The 26,718-nt window shown below is 41.8% G+C and carries 24 protein-coding genes; 7 read left to right on the top strand and 17 right to left on the bottom strand.

Annotation, left to right across the window (positions count from 1 at the left end; all coding sequences use genetic code 11):
• Positions 1 to 147: 147 nt before the first annotated feature.
• From M2132_RS02755 to M2132_RS02715, 9 genes are all read right to left on the bottom strand, one after another.
• Positions 148 to 726: a peptidylprolyl isomerase gene (locus M2132_RS02755; RefSeq protein ID WP_280671115.1), complete on the bottom strand. Its 579-nt coding sequence runs from the start codon at positions 724 to 726 to the stop codon at positions 148 to 150.
• Positions 727 to 858: 132 nt separating this feature from the next.
• A complete protein-coding gene (locus M2132_RS02750; RefSeq protein ID WP_280671114.1) occupies positions 859 to 2,049 on the bottom strand; it encodes a MalY/PatB family protein in 1,191 nt (396 codons plus the stop codon).
• Between the two features lie 566 nt (positions 2,050 to 2,615).
• Positions 2,616 to 2,957: a hypothetical protein gene (locus tag M2132_RS02745; protein ID WP_280671112.1), complete on the bottom strand. Its 342-nt coding sequence runs from the start codon at positions 2,955 to 2,957 to the stop codon at positions 2,616 to 2,618.
• Positions 2,947 to 3,327 carry a hypothetical protein gene (locus tag M2132_RS02740; protein ID WP_280671110.1) on the bottom strand — a complete coding sequence of 127 codons (381 nt, stop codon included), beginning with the start codon at positions 3,325 to 3,327 and terminating at the stop codon, positions 2,947 to 2,949. The genes M2132_RS02745 and M2132_RS02740 overlap by 11 nt, the downstream gene beginning before the upstream one ends.
• Positions 3,317 to 3,520, bottom strand: coding sequence for a YtxH domain-containing protein (locus tag M2132_RS02735; RefSeq protein WP_280671108.1), 204 nt, complete (start codon positions 3,518 to 3,520; stop codon positions 3,317 to 3,319). The genes M2132_RS02740 and M2132_RS02735 overlap by 11 nt, the downstream gene beginning before the upstream one ends.
• A gap of 108 nt (positions 3,521 to 3,628) precedes the next feature.
• A complete protein-coding gene (miaB, locus tag M2132_RS02730; protein ID WP_280671106.1) occupies positions 3,629 to 4,984 on the bottom strand; it encodes a tRNA (N6-isopentenyl adenosine(37)-C2)-methylthiotransferase MiaB in 1,356 nt (451 codons plus the stop codon).
• Between the two features lie 360 nt (positions 4,985 to 5,344).
• Positions 5,345 to 5,812: a methylated-DNA--[protein]-cysteine S-methyltransferase gene (locus tag M2132_RS02725; protein WP_280671104.1), complete on the bottom strand. Its 468-nt coding sequence runs from the start codon at positions 5,810 to 5,812 to the stop codon at positions 5,345 to 5,347.
• 14 nt (positions 5,813 to 5,826) lie between these two features.
• Complete coding sequence (locus M2132_RS02720; RefSeq protein ID WP_280671101.1) at positions 5,827 to 6,579, bottom strand: porin family protein; 753 nt, start codon at positions 6,577 to 6,579, stop codon at positions 5,827 to 5,829.
• A 30-nt stretch (positions 6,580 to 6,609) separates the two neighbouring features.
• Complete coding sequence (locus tag M2132_RS02715) at positions 6,610 to 7,710, bottom strand: PCMD domain-containing protein (protein ID WP_280671099.1); 1,101 nt, start codon at positions 7,708 to 7,710, stop codon at positions 6,610 to 6,612.
• A gap of 271 nt (positions 7,711 to 7,981) precedes the next feature.
• Here M2132_RS02715 and M2132_RS02710 point away from each other — a divergent pair, with 271 nt between their 5' ends.
• Positions 7,982 to 9,466 (top strand): acetyl-CoA hydrolase/transferase family protein, encoded by a 1,485-nt coding sequence (locus M2132_RS02710; protein ID WP_280671097.1) that lies wholly within the window; start codon positions 7,982 to 7,984, stop codon positions 9,464 to 9,466.
• Positions 9,467 to 9,562: 96 nt separating this feature from the next.
• Here the strand turns inward: M2132_RS02710 and M2132_RS02705 are convergent, their stop codons facing one another.
• The 4 genes from M2132_RS02705 to M2132_RS02690 all read right to left on the bottom strand — a co-directional run bounded on the left by M2132_RS02705 (position 9,563) and on the right by M2132_RS02690 (position 15,340).
• Entirely contained in the window at positions 9,563 to 11,869 is a 2,307-nt protein-coding gene (locus tag M2132_RS02705; protein WP_280671181.1) for a cation:proton antiporter, read from the bottom strand.
• A gap of 199 nt (positions 11,870 to 12,068) precedes the next feature.
• Positions 12,069 to 12,932, bottom strand: coding sequence for a BatD family protein (locus M2132_RS02700; RefSeq protein WP_280671095.1), 864 nt, complete (start codon positions 12,930 to 12,932; stop codon positions 12,069 to 12,071).
• A 96-nt stretch (positions 12,933 to 13,028) separates the two neighbouring features.
• Positions 13,029 to 14,138 (bottom strand): hypothetical protein, encoded by a 1,110-nt coding sequence (locus M2132_RS02695; protein ID WP_280671093.1) that lies wholly within the window; start codon positions 14,136 to 14,138, stop codon positions 13,029 to 13,031.
• A gap of 29 nt (positions 14,139 to 14,167) precedes the next feature.
• Positions 14,168 to 15,340, bottom strand: coding sequence for a hypothetical protein (locus M2132_RS02690; protein ID WP_280671091.1), 1,173 nt, complete (start codon positions 15,338 to 15,340; stop codon positions 14,168 to 14,170).
• 621 nt (positions 15,341 to 15,961) lie between these two features.
• On the opposite strand from M2132_RS02690, the gene M2132_RS02685 reads away from it, so the two are divergent.
• Complete coding sequence (locus M2132_RS02685) at positions 15,962 to 16,129, top strand: hypothetical protein (protein ID WP_280671089.1); 168 nt, start codon at positions 15,962 to 15,964, stop codon at positions 16,127 to 16,129.
• Positions 16,130 to 16,415: 286 nt separating this feature from the next.
• On the opposite strand, the gene folD is transcribed toward M2132_RS02685, so the two are convergent.
• Both folD and M2132_RS02675 read right to left on the bottom strand, forming a co-directional pair.
• Positions 16,416 to 17,297, bottom strand: coding sequence for a bifunctional methylenetetrahydrofolate dehydrogenase/methenyltetrahydrofolate cyclohydrolase FolD (folD, locus tag M2132_RS02680; protein ID WP_280671087.1), 882 nt, complete (start codon positions 17,295 to 17,297; stop codon positions 16,416 to 16,418).
• A 49-nt stretch (positions 17,298 to 17,346) separates the two neighbouring features.
• Entirely contained in the window at positions 17,347 to 18,402 is a 1,056-nt protein-coding gene (locus M2132_RS02675) for a winged helix DNA-binding domain-containing protein (protein WP_280671084.1), read from the bottom strand.
• Positions 18,403 to 18,646: 244 nt separating this feature from the next.
• Between M2132_RS02675 and M2132_RS02670 the strand changes: the two genes are divergently transcribed.
• Positions 18,647 to 20,671, top strand: coding sequence for an OPT family oligopeptide transporter (locus tag M2132_RS02670; protein ID WP_280671082.1), 2,025 nt, complete (start codon positions 18,647 to 18,649; stop codon positions 20,669 to 20,671).
• 154 nt (positions 20,672 to 20,825) lie between these two features.
• Here the strand turns inward: M2132_RS02670 and M2132_RS02665 are convergent, their stop codons facing one another.
• Both M2132_RS02665 and M2132_RS02660 read right to left on the bottom strand, forming a co-directional pair.
• The gene (locus M2132_RS02665) at positions 20,826 to 21,155 is read right to left on the bottom strand and encodes a DUF2185 domain-containing protein (RefSeq protein ID WP_280671080.1); all 330 of its coding nucleotides are present in this window, start codon (positions 21,153 to 21,155) and stop codon (positions 20,826 to 20,828) included.
• On the bottom strand, positions 21,142 to 21,801 hold the full coding sequence (locus M2132_RS02660; RefSeq protein WP_280671078.1) for a hypothetical protein: 660 nt from the start codon (positions 21,799 to 21,801) through the stop codon (positions 21,142 to 21,144). Before M2132_RS02660 ends, M2132_RS02665 begins: the two co-directional genes overlap by 14 nt.
• Before the next feature lie 104 nt (positions 21,802 to 21,905).
• Between M2132_RS02660 and recN the strand changes: the two genes are divergently transcribed.
• From recN to M2132_RS02640, 4 genes are read left to right on the top strand one after another with little or no spacing between them, the layout of a single operon-like run.
• Entirely contained in the window at positions 21,906 to 23,567 is a 1,662-nt protein-coding gene (gene recN / locus M2132_RS02655) for a DNA repair protein RecN (protein WP_280671076.1), read from the top strand.
• 25 nt (positions 23,568 to 23,592) lie between these two features.
• Positions 23,593 to 24,330: a 23S rRNA (guanosine(2251)-2'-O)-methyltransferase RlmB gene (gene rlmB / locus M2132_RS02650; RefSeq protein ID WP_280671074.1), complete on the top strand. Its 738-nt coding sequence runs from the start codon at positions 23,593 to 23,595 to the stop codon at positions 24,328 to 24,330.
• A 45-nt stretch (positions 24,331 to 24,375) separates the two neighbouring features.
• Entirely contained in the window at positions 24,376 to 24,753 is a 378-nt protein-coding gene (locus tag M2132_RS02645) for a RidA family protein (protein WP_280671072.1), read from the top strand.
• Positions 24,754 to 24,777: 24 nt separating this feature from the next.
• Positions 24,778 to 26,706 carry an NAD(+) synthase gene (locus M2132_RS02640; protein ID WP_280671070.1) on the top strand — a complete coding sequence of 643 codons (1,929 nt, stop codon included), beginning with the start codon at positions 24,778 to 24,780 and terminating at the stop codon, positions 26,704 to 26,706.
• Positions 26,707 to 26,718: the final 12 nt, after the last annotated feature.

Below are 26,718 nucleotides of genomic sequence, written 5' to 3'. Positions count from 1 at the left end.
GATGTAATGACTATAATGATTATTACAAATATAGACTTTTCTTTATCAAAGTTGGTTTTTATTTAGAATAAATATGCAAAAAGCGGCTTCGGTAGATATTTCACCGAAACCGCTAAGGTTTATCTTTTTAAATTTAAAGCTAATCTTTTAGTGGCATCCACAACTTCCGGAATTGCCTCCGCAGGAAGCACCGTCTTTTTCGTCTCCGCAGTCATCGCATCCACATCCGCAACCTCCTTGAGGGGCAAACATCTCGGCTATCTCTTCGGCTGTGGCTTCTCTTACACCTATAACCTTACCCGAAAAATGAAGTGTTTCGCCGGCAAGCGGGTGATTGAAGTCCATCGTTACAACATCAGGTTTAACCTCTACCACCGAACCGTTCATACGGTTGCCGTTCGAGTCCATCATCGGAACGGTAGCTCCTTCAAATATTACTTGCTCATCAAACTTCCCATCAACTTCAAATATATTGCGTGGTAGGTCAACAACATGCTCGTCTATGTACTCTCCGTATGCTTGTTCGGGTGTAAGTGCGAACTCGAAAGAATCGCCTTCCGATAGGTTGTCGATGTTTTTCTCGAAAGCTTCGAGCATAGAGTTGGTTCCGTAGATAAACTCTAAAGGATTTTCTGCGGTTGCTCTTTCCATCAACTCGCGTTCCGCACCCTCGCCAACATTCAAGTCGTAGGTCAAAGAGACAAATTTATTTGTTGAAATTTTCATTGTTTTCTGTTTTATTTAATTGTTATTAATTTATTTAATTCGTTCTTAGTGTTTATCTTTCTCTACAAAGAACGTACCAGTATTTTTGTTTGAGATAGATTTTATTAAAAACATAGAGCGATGGATGCTTAATTATTTAATTGTGCATTTATCGACCGCTATTTTAAGGTTGCTTAAAGCCTCTTCCAGAATTCTGCGTGGGGTTCCTACATTCATCCGCATAAAGCCTATGCCTTCTTTGCCGAACATAGCTCCATCGTTGAGCGCCAGTTTGGCATCTTTAACAAAAAGGTCTGCCAACTCGTTTTGAGGAAGTTTTAAGCCCCTGCAATCCAGCCATATCAGGAACGATGCTTGGGGTTTAAGAGCTTTTATCTGTGGGATGTTTTCTTTAAGGTATTGATCTACAAAACAACAATTCTGCCATATATATTCTTTCACTTCCTTGAGCCATGGCAGTCCGTTGCGATAAGCAGCCTTAGTGGCAATGGAGGCAAAACAATGCGCTTGGTTAAGTTCGCTGCTTTCGAGGAAAGCAAAAAACTTTTTGCGAATTTCCGGATTCGGCACAACTGCGAATGAACTGACAAAACCTGCCATATTAAAAGTTTTGCTCGGCGCCATCAGTGTTATACTATTTTGAGCGGCATGTTCCGAAACGCTGGCAAAGGGTATATGCTTATGGTTTTGCATGGCAAGGTCGGAATGTATTTCGTCCGAAATAACCAGTATATCGTTTTGATAGCATATCTCGGCTATTTCGGCAAGTTCGGTCCGTGTCCATACCCTTCCTCCGGGGTTATGTGGATTGCAAAGGATAAGAAGTTTTGTTTCGGGTGTGATAATGCTTCGTAAATGCTCAAGATCCATATTGTAAACTCCGCTGCCTTCGTCCAATATAAGTGGATTGGTTACAATGTGGCGATGGTGCAGGGCCGGAATTGTACTGAAAGGTTGGTATACGGGTGGTTGTATCACTATTCTGTTTTGCTGTGTAGTAAAACAGTCTATAACAAAGGCTATACCTTTAACAACGCCCGGGATAAATGTTATCCATTCCTGTTTGACAGGCCAACCGTGTTGTTCCGATAGCCAGTCTATTATAGCTTCGTGATATCCTTCGCAGTGGTGAGTGTATCCGAAAATACCATGCTTGCATCTTTCTGTTACGGCCTCGGCTATAGCCGGAGGGGCAGGAAAATCCATATCGGCAATCCATAGCGGAATCAGGTCTTTGCGGCCAAATCTCTCCTCCAGAAAATCGGTTTTCAAAGCATCGGTGCCATTTCTGTCAATTATTTCGTCAAAATTAAAAACAGGCATATTCTATCTTATTTATCGTATTCCCCCGAAATGGTTTAATCTATTTTCTTTTAGCAAACAAAGATAAATAATTATAGACGATAAAAATAAAAAGGAATGCTGAATAAACAATATTTATAGATTGTGACAGGAAATTGCCATTTACTTAATGCTGACAGTATTAACCCGATAGAAATGAAATTAGAAGTATAAATAGTCCATAACTGTTTTCATGAAGAACAAAAAAACAAGGGTGACAAATACCATTGCCACTACAGAAATGGAATACAACAATATTTTAATATACCGTTTTTTCATTAGTACCGATGTTATCAACTTTGTTTCCCGACATCAATTGAAAGGGAACAGATAAAAAAGGAGAATTATCCTACCGAAAGTAAATAATAGAAAATGCTTTTTATGCTGAGCATAAAATAATTGTTGTGCTTTGCCCTACTGGCCATAGGACATGCAATCTGCCTCCAAAGGAATATCCTTGACATTCGTTCGGAAACAACGCCCGGGGAGCGTAGCCCCCTCAATATGACATGCCGCAATAAATGTTTTCTCTTGCTAAAGAACCGGATTTATTTTTCTTTCTTCTTTTTCTTTTTTCTGCCGAACAAGGAATTTTTGACCCGATTCACTACTACTCCTATCAAATACGGTTTTGCTATTCGCCATAGAGTGGGGAAGATGTCTCCTGCCAACCCTGCAATATTCGAAATGCCGGATATAGCGCTATTACTATTATTATTGTTGCTCCCGAATAAATTGAACGAAAATATAGACCGGAACAACAACGAACTCCAATTATCGCTCAGGTAGAACAGATCTTCTTTGAGGTAGGCCTCGTGTTTTTCGCACTCCGTCTGAAGCTTGCTTCTTTCGGCTCTGAGCTCTTCTAAGGGAGATACACTACTCTTCATTCGATTCCACTTTTTTAATAATTGAAATTGTTTTATTCGCAATCTTGTTCCTTATGCGTTTTGCATTAGCAACAACAACAATCAGTATGAGCAACACAACCGCAACCAAAATGCCGAATCCTGCCGCATAGCTATCCAAGCATTCGCCCAGCCACAGCCCGAGGCTCAAAAGCCCTAACGAGAACGCACCAATTACCAGCAATGATATAATGGCAAGGTAGACGATATGCCCACTGGCCAAGGCTCCTTTCTCGTAAGTTGTAAGCTTAAATATACTAAGCTTTTTAGACAGATAGGCAAACACTTCACTCCGGATAGATTCGAGTAAGGTTGCGAGGTCTATATCCTGTTGTTGTTCTTTATCCTTCATCTTCCACAAGGTCTTCCAGTTCTTCTTCGCACTCGCAAGCAGCATTGCCAACGGCTCCTTTTATTTTAGCAACAATTTTGTTGATTTCTCTTACCCATTCTTCTTTTTTGTCGGATGTTGCAACATAGGTAACCGCAGCGCCAAGAGCCGCTCCTGCTGCCATAAACAGCAGGTTTGTAGTAGTTTTACTCATAATAATCTATTTTTATATTTTGGTTTATTCGTTATAATGTATATTCAACTGTTTTCAAATATAACGTTTTAGAACGAAAAAAGATTAATAGAGTGCTGTTTTTTTTGTTCAGCCTTCTACTTCTCCCAAAAGGGTTGCGGAAGTACAATCGGTTATTTTCACCTTCACAAGCTGCCCTATACGGTGATCGCCTTTATTGAAGATAACCACTTTGTTTTGGGATGAACGCCCGAACAGTTGCTCTTTGGAACGTTTTGAAAAACCTTCAATCAGGACTTCAAATGTTTTTCCGACGTCGCGCTTATTACTTTCGTGCGACATTTGGTTCTGGAGGTCAATTATCTCTTGCAGTCGTTTAACCTTCAGGTCTTCGGGTATATCGTCCGTTAGTTTCTTTGCGGCATAAGTGCCTGGGCGTTCCGAATATTTGAACATAAAAGCTGAATCATAAACAATCTCGCGCATAAGCGAAAGCGTTTCTTGGTGATCTTCTTCGGTTTCGGAATGGTAACCGCACATAATGTCGGTCGACAGTCCGCAGTCGGGAATTATCCGTTTGATGGCTGCGATACGCTCCAGATATTGCTCACGGTTGTAGCGACGTTTCATAACGTCCAGCATTTTTGAGCTTCCCGATTGCACGGGCAGGTGTATAAATTTGCACAGATTGTCGTACCGGGCAATGACTTCAAGCGTTTCGTCGGTCATGTCGGTCGGATACGATGTCGTGAAGCGGATACGCATATCGGGTGCGGCTTGGGCAACCATGCTTAGCAGTTTAGAGAAATCGACCACCGTTCCGTCTGCCTCTTCGTAACGATACGAATTGACGTTTTGCCCTAACAGTGTTACTTCCTTGAAATTCTTTTTGCGCAGATCGTCCAATTCGTTCAGTATGCTTTGAGGCTCGCGACTGCGTTCGCGCCCACGAGTGTAAGGCACAATGCAATAAGAACACACCTTGTCGCATCCCCGCATGATGGAGATGAAACCTGTCAGATGATTGCCCCCTATCTTCAGAGGAATTACATCTTTGTACGTTTCGGTTTTGGAGAGTGTTACGTTGATGGCTTTTTCGCCCCGTTCGGCTGCGCCAATCAAGTTCGGCAAATCGAGATAAGCATCGGGGCCTACAACCACGTCTACATGGTGTTTGTCGATCAGTTCTTCGCGTACACGCTCGGCCATGCAGCCCAGAACCCCTATTATAAGGTTTCGTTTCTTTTTCCGCTTTATGGCGTTTAGGTACTCCAGCCGTTGAATGACGCGCTGTTCGGCATTGTCGCGAATCGAGCAAGTGTTTACAAACACCGCATCGGCATTTTCCAATTTATCGGTTATGGTATAGCCATCCATTTCCATTACCGAGGCAACAACTTCGCTGTCGGCAACGTTCATCTGGCATCCATAAGTTTCGATAAATAGTTTTTTTTGTTCGTTGTCAGTCGTGGATTTAAAGTCCATTTCTTCAGATTTTTTTAAGTGTTTCTATTTATCTTGATTATGCAAATTGATGCATAAAACAGTTTCTATGGCACAAAGATAATCATTCTTTTTGTATCCTCCTGCCATGCTGACGATAGGAAGATACTTGTGTATAGCAAAACAGATGCTACGCTCACGCTAAGGGTGACAAAATTCTCAATGCGCTTTTCTGCGGATGGGGTAGCTTTATTTAATGATAAGTGTATCGGTAATCTGAAAATCATGGAATTTCAAAACTTGATCCCCAATTGTTGTTGTTTTTCAACAAAGAGTGTGTACATGCTGTCGCCGTCTTTTGCGGTGAAGGGCAAGCTCCATGTGGTGTTAGAGTAAGTTTTTTTATTTGTATTGTTTTTCAATATCCAGAAGGGTTTGTTTTGCACTCAGGCCTCCGGCGTAGCCCGTTAAGCTGCCATTAGCCCCTATAACTCTATGGCAGGGAATTATTATAGAAATAGGGTTTCGGTTGTTGGCCAAGCCTATCGCTCTCGATGCCTTGGGGTTACCTATTGCTTCGGCAATATCTTTGTAAGAGCGTGTTTCGGCATAAGGTATATTGAGCAGTGCATTCCACACCTGTTTCTGGAAATCTGTGCCTTTAAGGTTTAGCGGAACTTTAAAGGTCTTACGTTTGCCATCGAAATACTCTTGAAGCTGCTTTATGGTTTCTTTTAAGAGTGGAGTCTCTTTTTCTTGAAAACCATCGCCCGATGTTTTTCGGTACACTAACTTGGTAATAAAATCATCTTCCTCGTAGAGATACATTTCGCCGATAGGCGACTGGTAAGTTTGAAAATATTTTCTCATGGGGTATGTAATGTTTATGTTTTTTGCAATTGATAAGTTAACCCTACCGAAAAATAGATGTTATACATGTTAAAATCCATTGCCCGGAACTTTTTAGGGAAGATGGGGCGTATTCCCCAGTCGAGATTGCCGAATATGCCAAACCGTTCGTTTACCCTGTATTCGGCTCCCAGATTAAAACCAAAATCGAAGGTACGGATATCGTCGCCAAAGTCGAAGGTGGCTTCATCATCGCCGGTGAATTCAATTTTCTTTCCGGTAGGAGTTGGTGTTCGCAGGTAACCGTCGTAGACCGACCCCTTGAATGATGTGCTGAAAGCATACGATGCGTATCCCCCGGCACGGATAGACCAATTTCGGTTTATGTTGTATCCTACAAAGAAGGGAACGGTAACATAAGCCAGTTTTACACGGGTTTCATTCTTTCCTACAAAATACCCCTCCAGTTCTTCCCCGCCTTTTTCCAGCCTAACCCGTGTATGGATATATTTTGCGCGTACCCGCGTGCCCATTCCTTTATAATCGAGCATTATGCCACTTCCGGCAAACCAATTGTTGTTTATCTTATAGGTGGCATTATATCCTAAACGTGGTGTAAACTGAGGCCACCAACCTTCTATTTTACGTATTTCTTCGGGTATGTTAGAGGGAGCCGTAGCTCCAAGGTTGTATCCGGCAACAAGTTTATGCTCATATCTGTCTTCAGCCCACAGCAAAGCAGGGAGGGTAATAATCAGGATAAGGAATCTATATTTTATGGTTTTCATTGAAATGCAGTGTTTATTGTATTTTCTTTCTTACTCATTCTCGGTATAAGACCTGCAAATAACTTCTACTTTGTCTACAATCAATGTGCTGCCTATTGCTCCGCGATATTGGTCGCCATCCCTGCTCGAAGCGAACACAACGGCCAGTTTATAGTCGTAAGCATCGTAGTCGGGCTCTTCGGTATATATAAAGGAGAGTTTAAACTCTGTGTAAGAGCTTCTTGCTGAACGGTCCGAAAGTTCGGCCTTGGCTATAACCTTGTCAGAATTCATAACATTTGTGCCATCCAGATATTCGGTTTTGCCCGCATTGCTTTTGGCTACTTTATACAAGACGGCATAGATGGAACATTCGTCAATTTTCCCGTCCACAATATTATCGTTTTCGTCATAAAAAGGGCTTCCTACCTTGTATTTATAGTATCCCTTGAACTCAACAGGCTTTCCTTTTTCCTTAGGATGCGGTTGCCCGAACTTGGCCGATTTTGCAAAATTTGAGATATTGATATTAAACGTTCCCCTAAACAATGAACCAGAAAACACAGGTATAAGGTTATTCCAGAAAGTACCACCCCGTTGGGTTTCGAGTAGGGCGGCGTATGGTCCGTGATACGAATCGGTGGTAGGACGGGTGGGGTAGAAGTCAACGTTGCCGATTTTTGCCAAGGCGATTCCCGGATTGGCACTATCCCAAAGATCGTCGTTGATGGCAGGATAAACGAATCCGTCATTAATCTCCAACCAGTCGTCAAAATCGTAGCGAATGGTGTCCATCTCGACCGGCGGAACAGAATCTTTGAGAGACACAACGACAGTATATTTCTTGACCCACTCCCCGTCTTGCGAGGTAACGGTATAAATCACAGGCACGGAAAAATCTTGCTCCACACCCGAAGCCGGACTGAGGGTTGCACCCTCCGAAACCTTTATGATAGGTGTCAGGCGTGTTATATCGGCATCGTTCAACGTTACGGTTATTCTTTGCGCATCGTCCTTTATATAGGGTTCTTCCGCTATATTCTGAAACGTAAAAGAAACGATATCGGCTTCCCTGTTCAAAGGCTCGTCTTTGATACAGGACGATACAACGAACAGTGTACAAACTGAAGCTATCAGTAGTTTTAATTTCATGTTTATTCGGTTCATGGTTTGCGGTTTGATAGTATAATCTTATTTATTAGTAGCCCAGTGATTATGAGCCTGTAAAAAAGGTTATAAAACAGTGCTTTTTTCATAGCGAAAAGCTATTTTGTCAGAACAATAATTTATACCTTTGCATCGTTTTTTTCAGAAATATTTTTGGATGTATTGAAACAACAGGTTAAAGTACAACAAAAACATATAAAGCGAAAAATAACTATTAAAAAATTTATATACATTAACGAACTAATCAGTTAGAATAATGGCATTGAAAACAATGAGCGCCGAAGAGGCTGCTCGTCTTATTAAGAACAACGACAACGTTGGTTTCAGCGGTTTTACCGCGGCCGGTTGTCCTAAAGTAGTACCTGCCGCTTTGGCTAAATATGCCGAAGAAGAACATGCGAAAGGAAATCCATTTAAAATAAGTGTATTTACGGGTGCTTCGACAGGCGATTATATTGATGGAGCATTGTCTCGGGCAAAAGCTGTGAGCCGCCGCACGCCTTACCAGTCTAACAAAGACATGCGTGCCGCTATCAATAACGAGGAAGTCGCTTATTTTGATATGCACCTTTCGCAATTGGCTCAGGAAATACGTTATGGTTTTTTCGGTAAGATAAATGTTGCTGTTATAGAAGCTTGCGAGGTTACCGAAGCCGGCGAAATTGTACCTACCTGCGGTGTAGGTATTTCTCCAACAGCTTGCCGCTTGGCCGATATCGTGATTGTTGAGTTGAACTCTTGCCATCCGAAAGCAATGAGGGGAATGCACGACATTGTTGAGTTTCAAGACCCTCCTCACCGCAAAGCCATCGAAATATTTAAACCGGACGATCGTATCGGTGCGGACTGCATAAAAGTAGATCCTAAAAAGATTGTTGTTGTAGAAACCGACACTCCTAACGATGGTGGTGGTTTTGCTCCAGTAGATGAGGTTACAGCGAAGATTGGCGATAACGTAGCAAACTTCTTTGTTAAAGAAATGGCCGAAGGCCGTATGCCAAAAACATTCCTACCAATACAATCGGGTGTGGGTAATGTGGCTAACGCCGTGTTGGCGGCAATGGGCGACAACAAGGATATCCCCGACTTTAATGTATATACCGAAGTAATTCAAGACGCTGTTATCGGTTTGATGAAAACAGGTCGCGTTAAGTTTGCGAGCGGTTGCTCGCTTACGGTAAGTAACCCTGTTTTGAACGAAATTTACAACAATCTGGATTTCTTTAAAGAAAAAGTAGTGCTTCGTCCTTCGGAGTTTTCGAACAATCCGGGCATCGTTCGCCGTTTAGGGCTTATTTCTATAAATACGGCTCTTGAGGCCGATATCTTTGGTAATATCAACTCTACGCATGTGTTGGGAACAAAGATGATGAACGGTATTGGTGGTTCGGGCGACTTTACAAGAAGCGCTTATGTATCAATCTTTGTGACCCCTTCGGTGGCCAAAGGCGGCGCAATCAGTGCCTTTGTTCCTTTTGTTTCGCATGTTGACCATAGCGAGCACTCTGTGAAAGTTATTATCTCGGAATACGGTATAGCCGACCTTCGTGGAAAATCGCCAAGACAACGTGCCGAATGTATAATAGATAATTGCGTTCATCCAGACTATCGCCCATTGTTGAGGGAATATTTGGCATCTTGCCCTGTTGGACACACGCCAATTAACCTGAACAATACTTTTGCTTTCCACAAAGCATTGATGGAAACTGGCGACATGAAAAACGCCAAAATAGAAAAGTAAGATTCTTTGAGAATCTCTCTCTTATACAAAAAGGGGTTGTAAGCATACGCGTTTACAACCCTTTTGATATATAGAATGAAATATATGGCGATGGGTTTACTCTATATTTTTATCAAATTCGCTGAGTTTATCGGGTTCGCCGGCAAGCCACAAAACGTCGTCCACTTCAAACACCGTATCGGCCGAAAAATCGGCTATGGAATGCCCGTCGCGGTCGATGCCTATTACCATACATTCGGTTTTTTCTCTTATCTGGGTATCGCGGAGCGATTTACCTACTAACGGAGAATTGACGGTCACTACGTATTGCGACATTTCTATCTGTATATCCTCTTCGTATTCCTGTGCATTGGCAGCCGTTTTGTGTTTTTCTTCTATTATAAGGGCAAACTTTTGTAGTTCGTCGTCCGAACCTACAACAACAATCTTATCGAAAGGATAGAGGCAATCGCTTCCGGTTGGTATATTGTTTTTGATGTTCCCTCTTACTATACGGACAATGTTAACCCCTGTTTTCTGTTTAAAATTCATCTCCTGCAAGGTTTTACCCACAATGGATGATGTTTGAGGTATTTCGTACACTTCTACGTGAACGTTCTTAGAAAGCAAATCGTCGGCAAACTGTTTATCAAGTGGCGACTTGCGCTCTTCTATACTTTGTTTCATATTCAGGTTTTCGAAGAAGCGGGCTTCCATTTTTTTAGACTGCCGTTTAAATCCTTGCGAGAATATGATGAATATAATTACAGCCAAGGCAATAACACACATCAGTACAGTGGCTTCGGGGAAAAGCGGAATCAAAACCATCAGAGCCAAAACCATACAGAGGGCAAGGCGGAGTACTGTGAGCGAAATCAAAGCACCTTTATTGAAATGGTTATCGTCCCACAATTCACGGAATTCTTTCGATTTGTTTTTACGCATCATTATAGCCCGCATAAATGGTGCCATCAGTATCAGAGTGATTATGGCACAAATGATATGCCCCCATACATTGGGTATTTTGTCCAAGACAAAAGGCATGAAAAACCGCTGGCTAACAAACAGTACTGCCAGCGACAGGCAGAAATAAACCGCAACAACGCCCAATATGCTTTTCAGAAGTTTATTCCACGTTGTTTGGGTATTTATATTCTTGTAGTTTGACGAAGCATATCCTGTCAGCAGTTTATCCCATTTTGCAGGAATCCGTTTTTCCAAGAATCTGTAAACAGGCTCGGAAATGCGGATGCAGTATGGAGTGGTAAAGGTTGTGATTACCGATACGGCAACGATGATAGGATAAAGAAAGTTGCTGATAACCCCCAGACTCATCCCCAACGAAGCGATAATGAACGAGAACTCGCCTATCTGTGCTAAACTGAACCCTGACTGTACGGCAACCTTGAGTCCTTGCCCTGAGGCCAAGACTCCTATTGTAGCAAAAATAACCCTGAAAACGAGTACTATAACTGTCAGAATGACGATAGGTATTATATATTCGACCAATATATCGGGGTTTATCATCATACCCACCGAAACAAAAAACACGGCTCCGAACAGGTTTTTCAGTGGTTCAATGAGGTGTTCTATATGCTTGGCTTCGATAGTCTCGGCAAGTATAGAACCCATAATGAAAGCTCCCAACGCGGCAGAAAATCCGACTGCCGATGCAAACAGAACCATACCCAAACAAAGCCCTACGGAAACAATAAGCAGGGTTTCGTCGTTCAGGTATTTCTTCAGTTTTTTCAGTATAGTAGGTATCATATAAATGCCCACAACAAACCAGATGAGCATAAAGAATATGAGTTTGAGGGTACTGTCCAGCAGCTCCTTGCCTTCCAGATGCTGGCTTACGGCTAATGTGGAAAGTAAAACCATCATCAATATGGCCGCAAGGTCTTCAACAATAAGCATCCCGAATACGATTCCCGCAAACTTCTTTTTTGAAAGACTCATGTCATTGAAAGCCTTAATGATAATAGTGGTAGACGACATAGAGAGCATTCCCCCCAAGAAAAGGCTATCCATTTGCGACCATCCCAGCAGCAGCCCGGCAATGTACCCTATCACAATCATAGAGCCCAGATTTATGAGGGTTGCAATGGAGGCCGTACCTCCTACATCCATCAGCTTTTTGAAACTGAATTCCAACCCCAAAGCAAAAAGCAGGAAGATGACACCAATTTCGGCCCATGTACTCACGTTTTCCATATCAGAAACCGCAGGTATGTAGTTGATGTAAGGTTCAAGAAACTCTACGTGCCCCACCAAAACCGAAAAACCGGCACTCACAATGAAGCCTGCAACTATGTAGCCCAGAACCACAGGTTGTTTCAGCCACTTAAACAGAATAGTTACAACGCCGGCTGTGATAAGAATTAGAGCCAGATCGGAAATGAAATCGGGTAAATGAGCCATATTATTTTTTCTGATTTGAGGGGGAAGTTGTGTGTAGGTTATACCTCCCACCATTTAATTGTTTTTACAAAATTAAATATTTTATATCAGAAAGCGTCTTTTTTAAATGTTTAATTTTCTTTATGCCAGAAGAAAGTTATTAAAAAGTTAAAAACCTTGCTTTTTGACAAAAACAAGGTTTTCTGTATAGGATTGTTTTTTACATGGATATACCCACCGAGATGGTCAATTCGTCCGATTCAATATTGTTCTGCTCGTAGTGTTTGCGTTTTCTGCCCCACCAGTCGTACTCGGCTTCGCTATCGTCGTCCGATTCGGTGGCAATCGTAATCTTCAGCGGAGATATAGTCCATGTTCCGGCATCTGTGGGGTAGAGAGTAAATGATTTCAGGTCGAATGTCTTATAGTTTTTTCCTTTGTATTTTTCTTCCGAAAAATCGTTGCTCAACTGGCGACTGTTATCTTCAACCCGAAACCCTCTGAACGAAGGATAGTTTATATCTACTATCTGCCCTTCGGTGCTGGTTGCGTAGAGGCGGTATAGTATTTCTACCGGCTCACCTATCGAAGCTGTTTTTTTAGAGGCAATAACCCGAACAAAGTATTCTTCTTTTTTCTTTTTCTTCGTTTGTTTTTCCTGTTTGGCTTCCTTTTTGTCTTGCTTGCCCGATACCTTTATTTTTATGGACTTGGCGGTATATTGTTTCCCTTGTGCTTCTATCGTTGCTTCCGGCAGTTCGATAGTTCCCTTGGCCGATGGCAATATAATATAGGTGTATTTTTCGGTTATGGAAGTTTCTATTTTTCCTGTTTTTTTATTAGGCGCCGATTGGCTTGAAGTGTAAATAGAGGGGCCGAACAGAATTTCGGCGTTTTTTATTTCTTTGGTTTTGAGTTTGAAGTTTTTCCCCCGGGCTCCGGTCAATATATAGTTTACGCTTATCTTATCGCCTACCACAAATTCCTGGCTTGCTACTTCTATCGCAAAATCTATCTTTTCGGATTGGGCTTTTAAGGCCAACGAAAAGGAAATAAGGCAGATATACAAAATTATCTTTTTCATGATCACTGAATTTATAAAACAGAATTATATGCAACAATCAGATTTTGGCTTTAAAATTAAAACAAAAATCCGGAAGAAAGAGCTATTTTCTGTATTCTATTTGCATTCTTTACTGCGGTTCGTTTTAGTTCTCAGATAACTTCGGTAATTGCAAAAACCTGCTTTTTCGGCAAGCTCCTGTTCGCTAAGTGAGGCGTAAAGGGGATTGTTTCGCAATTGTGTAAATTCGTGCAGCCGGCATGCGTTTATAAACTGATTGAAACTCATGCCATAATTGCAATTGATAAACGAAGACAGGTATGTGCGGTTGGTATAGAGTGGCAGTATGAGATCGGCAATTTTTAGTTTCGGATTTAGGTAGGGTTTGTTTTCGCACATGTATTTTTCGAACCGCTCTTTGTTTAATCCTTGCTTTTGATGTTCTTCGGCATGGTGTTTTTTTCTGTCGTCGGGATACACAACAACATAGTTACCTGCGATGGTATTATAACACAGAACAATATATTTTACTATGGTAATGGTTATAGGTATAATTATGATTATAATGTTAAAGATCTGTTCTTTTGCTAAAAAATATAATACAAAGGGTAGGGGTAGGGTCGATAAAACAATAGGAATGAGCGAATAAAGCCAGAAAGTAGAAAAATATCTTTTGTTTGAGGGCTGTTTTGTTGCTTGCCGTTTAAACCTATTGATGCGATAAATACACAGTATAGAGTATATTAAGTTGTAGAAAAAGAACAACGGGAGTTTGGAATACGAAAAAATAAAAAACCAATGGTCTATTTTATTACCATACGCTACCGATCTTTGAATATCGAATGGAGCCAACAATGAAGCTAACAAAAATGCAATAAAAACTATAATAGGAATCAGATAATGAATAAAGGTGAATTTTTCATTTCTGCTGATTTTAGTTAAACAAAATGCAAAGTGGTATAAAATAACTTGTGTCAGCAATACCGACAGATAAGAGAAAGCATTAAGGTAAATAAATACGCTGGGCAGGGCTATATAGCATATCATACTCAACCAGCCAAAGCCGGTAGTAATATAAAAATGAATGAGCCTGACGGAAAGCTCTTTGTGGGATAATTCATTATTCTCTCTGGAATTATAATAGAGAACGGACAAAAGCGCACAGATTAACGAAGTAATTGCCGGTATTGTAAACACCAATACGTATATCGTCTTTATTGAGTGCATTTTCTGATATTAATTTAAGGTTAAGTTTATCATTTTTCGTTTTCTCCTTTTATTGACCGCAGATAGCTCCTGTAACATCCAAATCCGGCTTTAGATACAATTTCCGTAAATTCGATATTTGCGGACGAAGGCTGTCTTTTTAGCCGCTCCACTTCCTTTAGCCGGCAGTGATTGGTATAATTTTTAAAATTCATGCCATACGTGTTGTTAATAAACGAAGACAGGTATGTGCGGTTGGTTTTCAATAAATCGGTCAGATCGGTTATTTTCAGGTTTGGGTTGGTGTATAGCTTGTTTTTCAGGAAAACGTTCTCGAAGGTTTCTTTTGTCAAAATCGTCTTGTTGTTGCTGTGCACATCATGCCTTATCAATAATAACTCCTGATTTGCACGGGGTTGTGTTTCGTCTATTTCAGTTTTAGGAATGTTGTTTACTTCCTCCTTAAGGAGTATATAGTTTCTGTTGATAATATTGAAAACAATCAGAATTATCTGTCCTAACAGCAATAAAACCGAAAAAAAGAACACACAGGTAAATACTATATGATTGGAATAAAAAGAAATGGATACGATGATGCTTATTGTCTGAACAGTAATAAGCAGTGTTGCTATTAAAAACCAACGCGGAGTTTTCTTGTTGAGCATCTTAACCTTCTTACAATAGTTCAGCACCCTGTTGATGGAGAGAATAGCATAAATAAAAGAGAAAAAGAAGCAGATAATCTGCGTAGACTCCGATAGTAAAGAAAAATAGCCATATTCCGGTACTATTGCCATATTATTGTTTTCGGTCAAGTCCAAACGTACATCGAATGGTATGAACAACGACCAGATAAGAAACCAAGTACTGAGCAACAACGGGGGCAGGTAATGCAACGGCGAAAAGCCTTTATCATCTCTGTCTTGCGTGATAACATATACAAAGTGGTAAAAGCTGATAGGAACGCATAGGCAGGCAAAATAGTAAAAAGGAATTATATGTATAAAAAACGAAATAAAGAAGAAATAGCACATCACCGAAAACCAAGTAAATGCCAACACCGTCAGATAGCAGAGCATAATTTTTTTGAGGCGAATGTCTGTTGGCGGTGCGGAAGCAGATACGCTGCTCCGGTACGACATAAATAGAATAATGAAACAGACTAAAGCCGAAAAGGTGGGGACTGCACTAAAAAAAAGTCTTATAACTGTCTCTATGTTCATCAAGTTTTAGAATTTAAACAATTACGTAAGGAAAATTCGCTTTTAAATATCCTAAATGCTTTGTCTGACACATATCATACAGGTGTGGTTCTCGGAAAATAAGATACACTGCATTTGAATAACGAAATTAAAACAAAACTAAGATAATTGTTGAACAAAATTAAATAATTATTTCTAATAATTTATTGATTTCAAGAAAAAACAAATAACTGTAATAAACAATAAATCAGAAGCGTAACCGCAGAAAGGTTATTTTTATTGATGTTTTGTCAGTGTTTGATGTTTTGTCACGGCGCATTTGTATCTTTTTACTTTCTTTTCGTAATGCCTTGATGTACTTTTATAATCGAAATTCAAAGAATAATAGGTTGAATAAATTATTTAGTTACTGTTTTGTTGTTTTAGCAAATCTTCCGATAGTAACATTTGTTATACTATGTTTAATGTACAATTAACACTTAAAAATATGCTTTTAGAGTATTATCTATATAATGTTTATTATACTTTCTTGGGTTTTCCTTTTATAATAAGGGTGGCTGTATTTTTTATATGTTTATTCTCTCCAATATTCTTATATGCTTTATATAGAGTATTTATATAACCATTTTCGCAAATCTGGAGTTGGCACATAAGCACGAAATCTCGTTCGACCTGAATGTTGTTCCCAATGCTCTTTATACAAGAGATTACGAGGAACTACACAAAGAAAATAAAGAAAAACACATGGACGAAGAAGCTTTGGTGGATGGCCGCGAAAACAACAGAGGGTACTATGTTGGCGAACAGTAAGTACGCACAAGGAAAAATGAAATGAAATAACATTGGTTCGGTGTAGGGCATGTTTTGTATGGTTTTGATTATGCGCTTGTTTTGTGTAGTGTAAATAAATTTTGTGAGACGATTCTTTTAGTGTTCAGCCTGAACCGGACCGATGTTTTTTTTGAAGATAAACCGAAAGTGCTTCGCACAAGCTCATTCGTTTGTATGTAATAATTTGAGTTAAGACAAGAAGAGGCTATTTCTGAAAACAAGGAAAATAGCCTCTTCTATTTTTATTTTAGCTGAAGTACGCTTTTTATTGATATATTTCTTTTTTTCCGGCAAGTAGTGTGTTCCGCATCAGGGAAATGATGGTCATAGGGCCAACGCCACCCGGAACGGGGGTTATGAATGAGGCTTTAGGAGCAACCTCATCGAAGGCTACATCGCCTGTCAGTCTGAATCCGGACTTAGTATCGGCCGAAGGTACACGGGTTGTACCCACGTCAATCACAACAGCGCCTTCTTTCACCATATCGCCTTTCAGAAACTCGGGCACACCCAATGCGGCTATTATAATGTCGGCTTCAAGACAAATCTCCTTTATGTTTGGTGTACGGCTATGGCAAACGGTAACGGTGCAATCGCCGGGATAACCTTTTTGCATCATCAAATTGGCAACGGGTTTCCCAACAATATTGCTACGGCCAAGTACAACACAATGTTTTCCCTGTGTAGGTATTTCGTAACGCTTCAGCAGCTCCAATATACCGGCAGGAGTAGCCGATACGAAACAAGGCAGGCCGATAGCCATGCGTCCTACGTTTATTGGGTGAAAACCGTCCACATCTTTACGATGGTCGATGGTTTCAATGATTTTTTGTTCCGAAATATGTTTAGGCAATGGCAGTTGAACAATGAATCCGTCTACATCGGGATCGTTATTGAGTTTATTAACGCAAGCCAGCAATTCTTCTTCGGTTACATTGGCATCAAAGCGAATAAGAGAAGATTTAAAGCCTACCTGTTCGCACGACTTCACTTTGTTGGCTACATAAGTTTCGCTACCTCCGTCGTGCCCTACCAAGATGGCGGATAAGTGGGGCGCTCTTCCTCCATTGGCTTTCATCTGAGCCACTTCGGTTGCGATCTCTTTTTTAATTTTCTCTGCAATCGTCTTACCGTCAATTATTTGCATGATATATTCGTTATGGTTTTAGGATTGATATATATTTATGAAACCAAAGTTAATAATTCTGCATGAATTTTCGGTACTTATTTTTTGCACTTTCGAGCATATTTTTATTAACAGGGGTATCCGGCTCAAAAGTTTTTATGTCTAAATTGATACTATTTTTTTTGACGGATTTCTTCCAATTGCCAATAATCTGCCCACGGTGCATAACAACAGGATAGAATATTCCAAAGTTTGTAAATGCCTTTGGGTGATGCTCCATGTCCAGAACCGCTGTACGGTCTTTGTAACTAATGAGATATTCGTCGAACGAGGGCAAGAGATGGGCTATTTGCGGCGTTTCCGTTATTTTGCCAAAATGCTCATGGATATAGAAGGTTCGTTCGTTTATCTGTTCTTCAATAAGTTTATCTTTTATTGATGATATGGCTTGCCGGCTTTCGGTTAAAGACAGCCCCGACCACCACACAAAATCGTGCGGCGTGGCAGGCGAATGGCTTTGAAAATAGATTAAAGCCAGCTTAGCTAAAGCCTCTTCTTTGTGCAGAGGGGCAGCAGGTGGAACTCTCTCGTCGAGCAAGGAGTAAGTGGGCTTTTTATTTTTGTCGATACCGCTGCACACAATGCCTTCTGTTTCGGCATACATCATGAAGTGATTCATTCGCGGGTTATCGACCTCTATTCCTGTTTTGCTGAATTCAATCCCTATTTCCTCCCGTGTAAGGCTTTTATTGCCTTCAAGTAGCTTTTCTATTAATCGGTTGGTTTGGATAAGCATCGACTCTGTTATTTCCATTTTCCGGTTGTACGAGGCAAAGGCCGATTTGATTCGTTGAGCCGACAGTTGGAGCATCCACCTGATGTTTTCGGGCGTAACAAAGTGCCATGTAGGGCGTAAGAGGTGAATGCGCAGGATATCACCCCGGCTCAAGGCTTCGTCAACAAGTTGCAATGTTGCATTTTTTGTTCTTATGCCCACAGCCCATTTGGCCATATTGTATTCTTGCGCTTGGATAGCCCCCATCCATGCAACTACATCTTTCGGATTGGTGAATTTCTGATTGCTAAGTTGCTGGCTGACTGTCCGTATATTCTTTATCTTTTGCATAAAAAACGATTAAAGGAAAAGCGTATTCTTGAGCTTCATGAAGCGTTCAAAATTATACAAAAAACGGCTTTATTTTTCCTGTTATTTTATGCCAATGTTTTTAAATAGTTTTTTTGTTCTTCTAAAAAATGTAAATTTGTTCGGGATTTTGTTGCCCTGAAGTCAAATTTGGGCTTCGGTAGGCAGTTTATTGAATGAGAAAATAATTATAATTAGTCATACAAAACTTATAAAAAGTAAACAAGTGAAAACAGAAGAAGAAAAAGTAACCGGTTTACCCGAAAATGCTTTTCGAGAGCTGCAGGAGGGGGAAGAGTACAAACCCATCATGTCGCCCGATAAGCAATATCGTGAAGTAACGCCCTGGTCGGTGACATGGGGTTTAATAATGGCCGTGCTGTTTAGTGCGGCGGCGGCCTATTTGGGGCTGAAGGTTGGGCAAGTGTTCGAAGCGGCCATTCCTATCGCAATCATTGCCGTAGGGGTATCTGCGGCAGCCAAACGTAAAAACGCTTTGGGCGAAAATGTGATTATCCAGTCTATCGGGGCCAGTAGTGGTGTTATTGTGGCAGGGGCTATCTTTACGCTTCCTGCAATTTATATCCTGCAAGCCAAATATCCCGATATTTCGGTAAATTTCTTTCAGGTATTTATGAGTTCGTTGCTGGGAGGTATTCTTGGTATCTTGTTTATGATACCTTTCCGTAAATATTTTGTTTCGGAAATGCACGGAAAATATCCTTTCCCTGAGGCAACGGCCACAACGCAGGTATTGGTGTCGGGCGAAAAAGGCGGTAATCAGTCTAAAGCCCTTATCATTGCCGGATTGATTGGTGGGCTTTACGATTTTGTAATCGCTACATTCGGAGCATGGTCGGAAGTATTCTCTTCCAGAGTATTCTCATTTGGCGAAACCTTGGCCAATAAAGCTAAGGTAGTGTTCAGCATAAATGTAGGGGCTGCGGTTCTTGGTTTGGGATATATTATCGGGCTGAAGTATGCTACCATCATTTGTATCGGTTCGGCTGTTGTATGGTTTGTGATTGTTCCTTTACTTCCACTTCTTGGAGATGCGACTCTGCAATCTATCAACCCTGCGGCTTACCTTCCGGGTGGTGCTTTCGAAACAATAGGAGGAATAGCCAATGCTACTCCCGAAGTGATTTTTGCCACAATGGCCCGCCATATAGGTATCGGGGGTATTGCTATGGCAGGTATTATTGGCATCGTAAAATCTTGGCCTATTATAAAAAGTGCTGTTGGCTTGGCATCGAAAGAGCTGAAAGGCGGAGCAAAAGGAGCCGCGAAAATAGATAAACGCACTCAACGGGATATCTCGATGAAAATAATTTCGATAGGTGTTATTCTTGCTCTTATCGCTACATTTATATTTTTCTGGCTGGGTGTTATCCATAACTTGTTCTTTGCCGTGGTGGCTATCTTTGTGGTGGCTATTATCGCTTTTCTGTTTACAACGGTGGCGGCCAATGCTATTGCCATTGTGGGTAGTAATCCGGTGTCGGGTATGACGCTGATGACGCTTATCCTTGCCTCGGTTGTTTTGGTGGCTGTTGGCTTGAAGGGTGAAGTAGGTATGGTGTCGGCCATGATTATCGGAGGGGTTGTTTGTACAGCCTTGTCGATGGCAGGAGGATTCATTACCGACCTGAAGGTGGGTTATTGGCTGGGTACAACACCTGCCAAACAACAAACATGGAAGTTCTTGGGCACGCTGGTTTCGGCCGCAACGGTTGGTGGTGTGATGATTATATTGAACGATACGTTCGGCTTTACGGGCGAGGGCGCGCTTGTTGCTCCGCAGGCCAATGCCATGGCAGCCGTTATCGACCCATTGATGTCCGGTACGGGAGCGCCTTGGCTGCTATATGGTATAGGTGCATTGATAGCATTGGCTCTCAATTTTATGAAAGTACCCGCATTGCCATTTGCCTTGGGTATGTTTATTCCGTTCCACCTGAATATTCCGCTGTTGGTTGGTGGTGCTGTTAACTGGTATGTAGGCAGCCGCGGTAAAGATAAAGAATTGAATAATATCCGTGTAGAAAAAGGAACGCTGCTTGCATCCGGATTTATTGCCGGTGGAGCTTTGATGGGTGTTGTCAGTGCCGTTATCCGTTATCTTGATATTGACCTTACCCTAACAGGATGGGCGGGTAGTAATGGTTCGCAATATGTAGCATTGCTGATGTATGCCCTTGTTATTGTTTATTTGGCTTATTCTTCAATAAAGGCTAAAAAAGACCTGTAAGGATTATAGGTAATAAAATAAATAAGGAGAGCTGAGTTTTAAATTTGCAAGAAATTTAGAATTCAGCTCTCTCTCTTTATTTGAGGTGATTGTATTAAATTGGAGTATCCAAAGAAAAACGTCTTGTTTTGAATAAGAAATAAGCAGTTTGATTTTACTCTGTTATTTCTATGAACGAATTTGTCTGGATATCCCATTCGAATTCGGTATTCCGTTTTGCGGATAAAATATCTTTCAGTTGAGGTTTCCAAGCTAAAACTTCCGAGAGGTCGCGTGTTTCGGTGTTTTCCGGATTTTCGAGATAATCTTCCTCCTCATCGCCGTGCATAAATCGCCAACCGCTATCTATCTTTATATCCGAATATTCGCGGTAGCAATATCCTATAAAGTCGTTATCCAGGGCACGTTGCGTTACGAATGCATATTTTTGCATCTCATCGAATTCTTGTATCGAGGGGTCGTCCCAATTTTCATCGCTTTGCATGATTGTCAGTTTTTAATTGGTTATTGTTATTATATATTCTCACAAGATTACGTTTATAGCGGCCTATCTCTTCTTTCAAAACAGTAAGTTTCAGCACCACAGACCGCAAACAAGCCTGAAATTCAGGGCTATCGTCCAATCGTTGATGGCGGCGTACAAATTCGTCTATTGCATCATTATCGGAATATCCTTCAAAAACAGCCGCTTTTATTTTCTGCGATTGCAACACTTTTTCCGCTATCTCCGCTGTTGAAGGGATTAAAGACAAGGTATCGGTTACGTCCCTTAAACGGATATAATCTAACGAAGTAGCAAAATCTTTCTCTTCTATCAGACGGATCCATTCCGATACAGTGTTCAGCCTGCCGAATGTTACACCTTCAATCTCTTTATAGTTCCTATCGAATGCTTCTTCCCTGATAGCAGATATAGCTTTGTTTATATCAAACTTTTCGGCTTCATAGTGGCGAGTAGCCGTAGCTTCGTCGCAACCGGTGGCAACACATATCTCCTTCACAGATTTCGCTTTGAATAGGTAAACGCATTTTTCGGTATCACCTTCATTCTCCTTCAAAAGAGCCATTGCCTCCGAAACCGGGACAGGCACCATTTGGCGCAATTCCCTTACTTTTTCTTTCAAGTCCATTGCTTTTTATTTATTTTGCATCAAAAATACGAAATAATTACAGGCTTTTTACAAACTAAATTTTCATTACCTTTGTTTTCTTACTTAGTTTAAGTATCGGATAAATGCTAAAATCGTTATATATAAGTAATTATGCATTGATAGACAGGCTCGAAATGGATTTCGGCCCGGGTTTTTCGGTCATTACGGGCGAAACAGGAGCCGGAAAGTCTATCATATTGGGGGCTTTATCGCTTATCCTTGGGCAACGTGCCGACACGAAGTCTATAAAGCAAGGTGAGCAAAAGTGCGTCATCGAAGGTATATTCGATGTAAAGGCATACGACCTGAAATCGTTTTGCGAAGAAAGCGGTATAGAATACGACGCCGATTCTTATATCCTTCGCCGCGAAATTCTGGCAAACGGAAAATCGCGCGCATTTATCAACGACAGTCCTGTATCGCTTACCGACCTAAAGGAACTTGGCGGCTTGCTTATCGACATACATTCGCAACACCAAAACCTGATGCTCGGCGACAGCCGTTTCCAGATGCAAGTTGTTGACATCATAGCAGGAACCATGCGCTTGCTGAAAGAGTATCAAGCGGCTTATAAGGAATATAAGGATGCCGAAAAAACTCTTGCCGATTTGCAGGAACAAGCCTTGAAGAGCAAGGACGATGAAGACTATATCCGCTACCAATATACAGCACTTGCCGAGGCAAAATTGATAGACGGTGAGCAAACGGTGCTTGAACAAGAGCAAGAAACATTGACCCATGCCGAAGATATAAAATCGGCTCTTTATAAGATTCACGTCACCTTATCGGACGACGACAGGGGGGTAATACCCGCATTGAAGGAAGGACTGAATACAGCCCAAAATCTTACAAAAATATTCAATAAAGCAAACGATATATCTGCCCGCATAGAATCGGCATATATCGACCTGCGGGAGCTATCTTCCGAGGCCGAGCGTTATGCCGGCGATGTGGAATTTAACCCCGAAAGGCTGGCTTTTATTGAAGAGCGGCTCAGCACCCTATACACCCTTCAGCAAAAGCATCGTGTTGCATCTGTTGCGGAGTTGCTTGATATACAAGCGGAACTCGAAGCTAAACTAAACAGCATAGACTCTTTCGACGAACAGATTGCAGCCTTGCAAAAAAACGTGAACCAAAAGCAGGAAACCGCGCTTGCTCTGGCTAAAGATTTGAGCAAGAAGCGTATGGCGGCAACAAAGCAAGTAGAAAAGCAGCTTACCGAAAAAATAGCATACCTCGGCATGCCCAATGTTCGCTTTGAGTGCCGGATGGAAGAAAAGAAGCATCTCGACATTTCGGGCATCGACCAATTGCGGTTTATGTTTTCGGCAAATAAAAACGCACCTTTACAACCTGTTGCTAATGTGGCATCGGGCGGTGAAATTTCGCGTGTTATGCTCTGTCTTAAATCCATGATTGCCGGAGCGGCAGCTTTGCCCACCATTATCTTTGACGAGATAGACACAGGCGTATCGGGCGAGGTGGCCGACCGTATGGGGCGCGTCATGCAAGATTTTGGTAACCAAATGCAAGTCATAGCCATAACCCACCTACCGCAGATTGCAGCCAAAGGCGAGGCGCATTATTACGTCTACAAACAAGACGATAAAGACAGTACAACAACAAACCTGCGTTTGCTAACGCAAGAAGAACGGATAGAAGAACTGGCACAGATGCTTAGCGGGGCACAGATAACCGATACGGCAAGGCAAAACGCCAAAGAAATGTTAGAAGAAAAATAAAAACACCGATATATAATAAATCTGAATGAAAGAAAAGGAAATGATTTTTGGCATCCGGGCCGTTATCGAAGCCATAGAGGCCGGAAAAGAAATAGATAAAGTGATAGTTAAGCGCGAATTGCAAGGCGACTTATACAAGGAACTGACAACCGTACTCAAGGCCAATGATATACCCATGCAAAGGGTTCCTGTGGAGCGTATAGACCGCTATACCCGCAAAAACCATCAGGGGGTGATAGCTTTTCTTTCGGCCATCACATACGAGCGGATAGAAGATATCATACCTTTTTTGTACGAGCAAGGCAAAAATCCATTCATTCTTGTTTTGGATGGGTTGACCGATGTTCGTAACTTTGGAGCAATAGCCCGTACGTGCGAGGTTGCAGGGGTCGATGCCATCGTTATTCCCGCCCGTGGCAGCGTTACGGTGAATGCCGACGCGGTTAAAACCTCGGCAGGAGCATTGATGAAGATTCCTGTGTGTAAGGAACAGAACCTTACCGAAGCCATCCGTTTCTTGAAAGACTGCGGTGTGAAAGTGGTTGCCGCAACCGAGCATGCCAGTGAGTTTTACACGGAAGCAGACTATACGGGGCCTGTTGCCATCGTGATGGGAGCCGAAGATGTAGGTGTGTCGAACGAGAACATACGTATTTGCGATAATCTGGTGAAAATACCCCAGTTCGGGACTATCGAGTCGCTCAACGTTTCGGTAGCGGCAGGTATACTTATCTACGAGGTTGTCCGCCAAAAAGGATTGTAAACTTTATAAACATAAATTATACTCAAACTTAAAAAATTAATAAAAATGAAAAAGATTATCGCAACAAATGCTGCTCCGGCAGCTATCGGACCTTACAGTCAGGCTGTGGAAGTTAACGGATTTATTTACATTTCAGGCCAATTGCCAATAGACCCTGCAACAGGCGAATTTCCTGCAGGCGGAGTGAAAGAGCAAACAGAGCAATCGTTCAAAAACATCAAGGCTATCCTTGCAGAAGCAGGCTTGACTACCGATAATATCGTGAAAACTTTGGTTCTTCTTTCTGACATGGCAGACTTTGCCGGAATGAACGAAGTATATGCCGCTCAGTTTGGCGAAACTTTCCCTGCGCGTTCGGCTTTCGCAGTGAAAACGCTTCCTAAAAACGCTTTGGTAGAGATTGAAGTTATCGCTGCCAGATAATAAACTTAAAAAAATTCTTGTTCGATGAATAATTACGGATTTGTTCGAGTTGCTGCAGCTTCGCCTGCTTTACGGGTGGCCGACTGCGATTATAACACAGGTGAAATACTGAACGTCATTGCTGATGCCGAAAAGCAAAGCGTATCGGTTGTTGTGTTTCCTGAAACATGTATAACGGGATACACGGCACAGGATTTGTTCTGCCAACACCTTTTGCTCGATGAATCCGTAAATTCTCTGAACAGGATATGCAAAGCAACGAACAACCTCAATATTATATCTATTCTGGGGATGCCCTTGGCGGTAGCCGGCCGTCTGTATAATGTTGGGGTTGTTGTTCATAAAGGTAAAATATTGGGCATCACGCCTAAAACCTTTATGCCAAACAATAACGAGTTTTACGAAAAACGCTGGTTCGCGTCCTCAGGCGAGTTGAAACAAACAGAGGTAAGCATTTGTGGGCAGCAAGTACCTATCGGCACTGATCTGCTGTTTAAAACAACTGACTTCTGTTTTGCTATAGAACTTTGCGAAGACCTTTGGACTGCTATTCCACCATCGAGCCTCCATGCTCTGAATGGGGCGGAGGTCGTGTTCAATCTGTCGGCCAGTCCCGATACGGTAGGTAAGCAAGCCTACCGCAAGGTTCTGATTGCCCAACAGTCGGCACGCTGCATGAGTGGGTATGTTTATGCTTCGGCCGGAAACGGTGAATCTACAACCGACCTTGTTTTTTCGGGCAGCAGTTTCGTTGCCGAAAGCGGTGAAATCGTAGCCGAGGGCGAACGCTTTTCGTTCAATAACCAATTGTTGATTGGTGATGTAGATGTGGATAAACTGCGTGGCGAAAGGTTAAAAAATAAGTCGTTCACCACATCCGAATATAAACATCTGAACGCGGTTGAATACCGGACTATTCAGATTGAGAACGGAGTAAAAGATATCGTTCCGAACCACAGAGCCAATCCCACACCTTTTGTTCCTTCGCCCGAAAGCAGGGATGAAGCGTGTACCGAAATATTTTCGATTCAAGTAGGTGGCTTGGCCAAACGATTGTTGCATACAGGCTGCAACACTATGGTGGTAGGTGTTTCGGGCGGATTGGATTCTACTTTGGCTCTCTTGGTTATGGCTAAAGCTTGCGATAAGCTGCACATCGACCGCCGGAATATCTATGGCATAACAATGCCCGGATTCGGTACTACCGACCGTACGTACCAGAATGCCCTGTCGTTGATGGAATCGTTGGGTGTAACTACAATCGAAATACCGATAGCGGATGCCGTGCGCCAGCATTTCAAAGATATAGACCACAGCGAAGATGTGCGTGATACGACATACGAAAATTCGCAAGCCCGCGAGCGTACCCAGATATTGATGGATTATGCCAACAAAGTGAACGGCTTGGTTATAGGTACGGGCGATTTGTCGGAACTTGCTCTCGGTTGGTGTACCTACAATGGAGACCATATGTCGATGTATGCCGTAAACACAGGTGTACCTAAAACTCTTGTTAAAACACTTGTGAGCTGGATTTCGGAAACGCAATTGGACGAAACCTCCGGAGCCATATTGCAAGATATACTTGATACTCCTGTAAGCCCCGAACTCCTCCCTGCGGGTAAAAACGGAGAAATACTACAAATAACGGAAGATATGGTAGGTCCTTACGTTTTGCACGATTTTTTCCTGTATAACATGCTTCGTTTCGGTTTTGAACCTAAGAAAATTTATTTTCTGGCATGTAATACCTTTGTTGGGGAATACGAAAACGAAGTTATTTTGAAGTGGCTAAAGATTTTTTACCGCCGGTTTTTCTCACAACAGTTTAAACGTTCGTGCATGCCCGATGGGCCTAAAGTGGGTTCTATCAACTTATCGCCCAGAGGCGATTGGCGAATGGGTAGCGATGCTTCGGCCGCTTTGTGGTTAACGCAGTTGGAAGGGCTGTAAAAGGACTTAACA

It is taken from the genome of Dysgonomonas sp. PH5-45, assembly GCF_029893235.1.
Classification (GTDB): Bacteria; Bacteroidota; Bacteroidia; order Bacteroidales; family Dysgonomonadaceae; genus UBA1309.
This window is presented reverse-complemented; position numbering and strand designations above follow the sequence as displayed.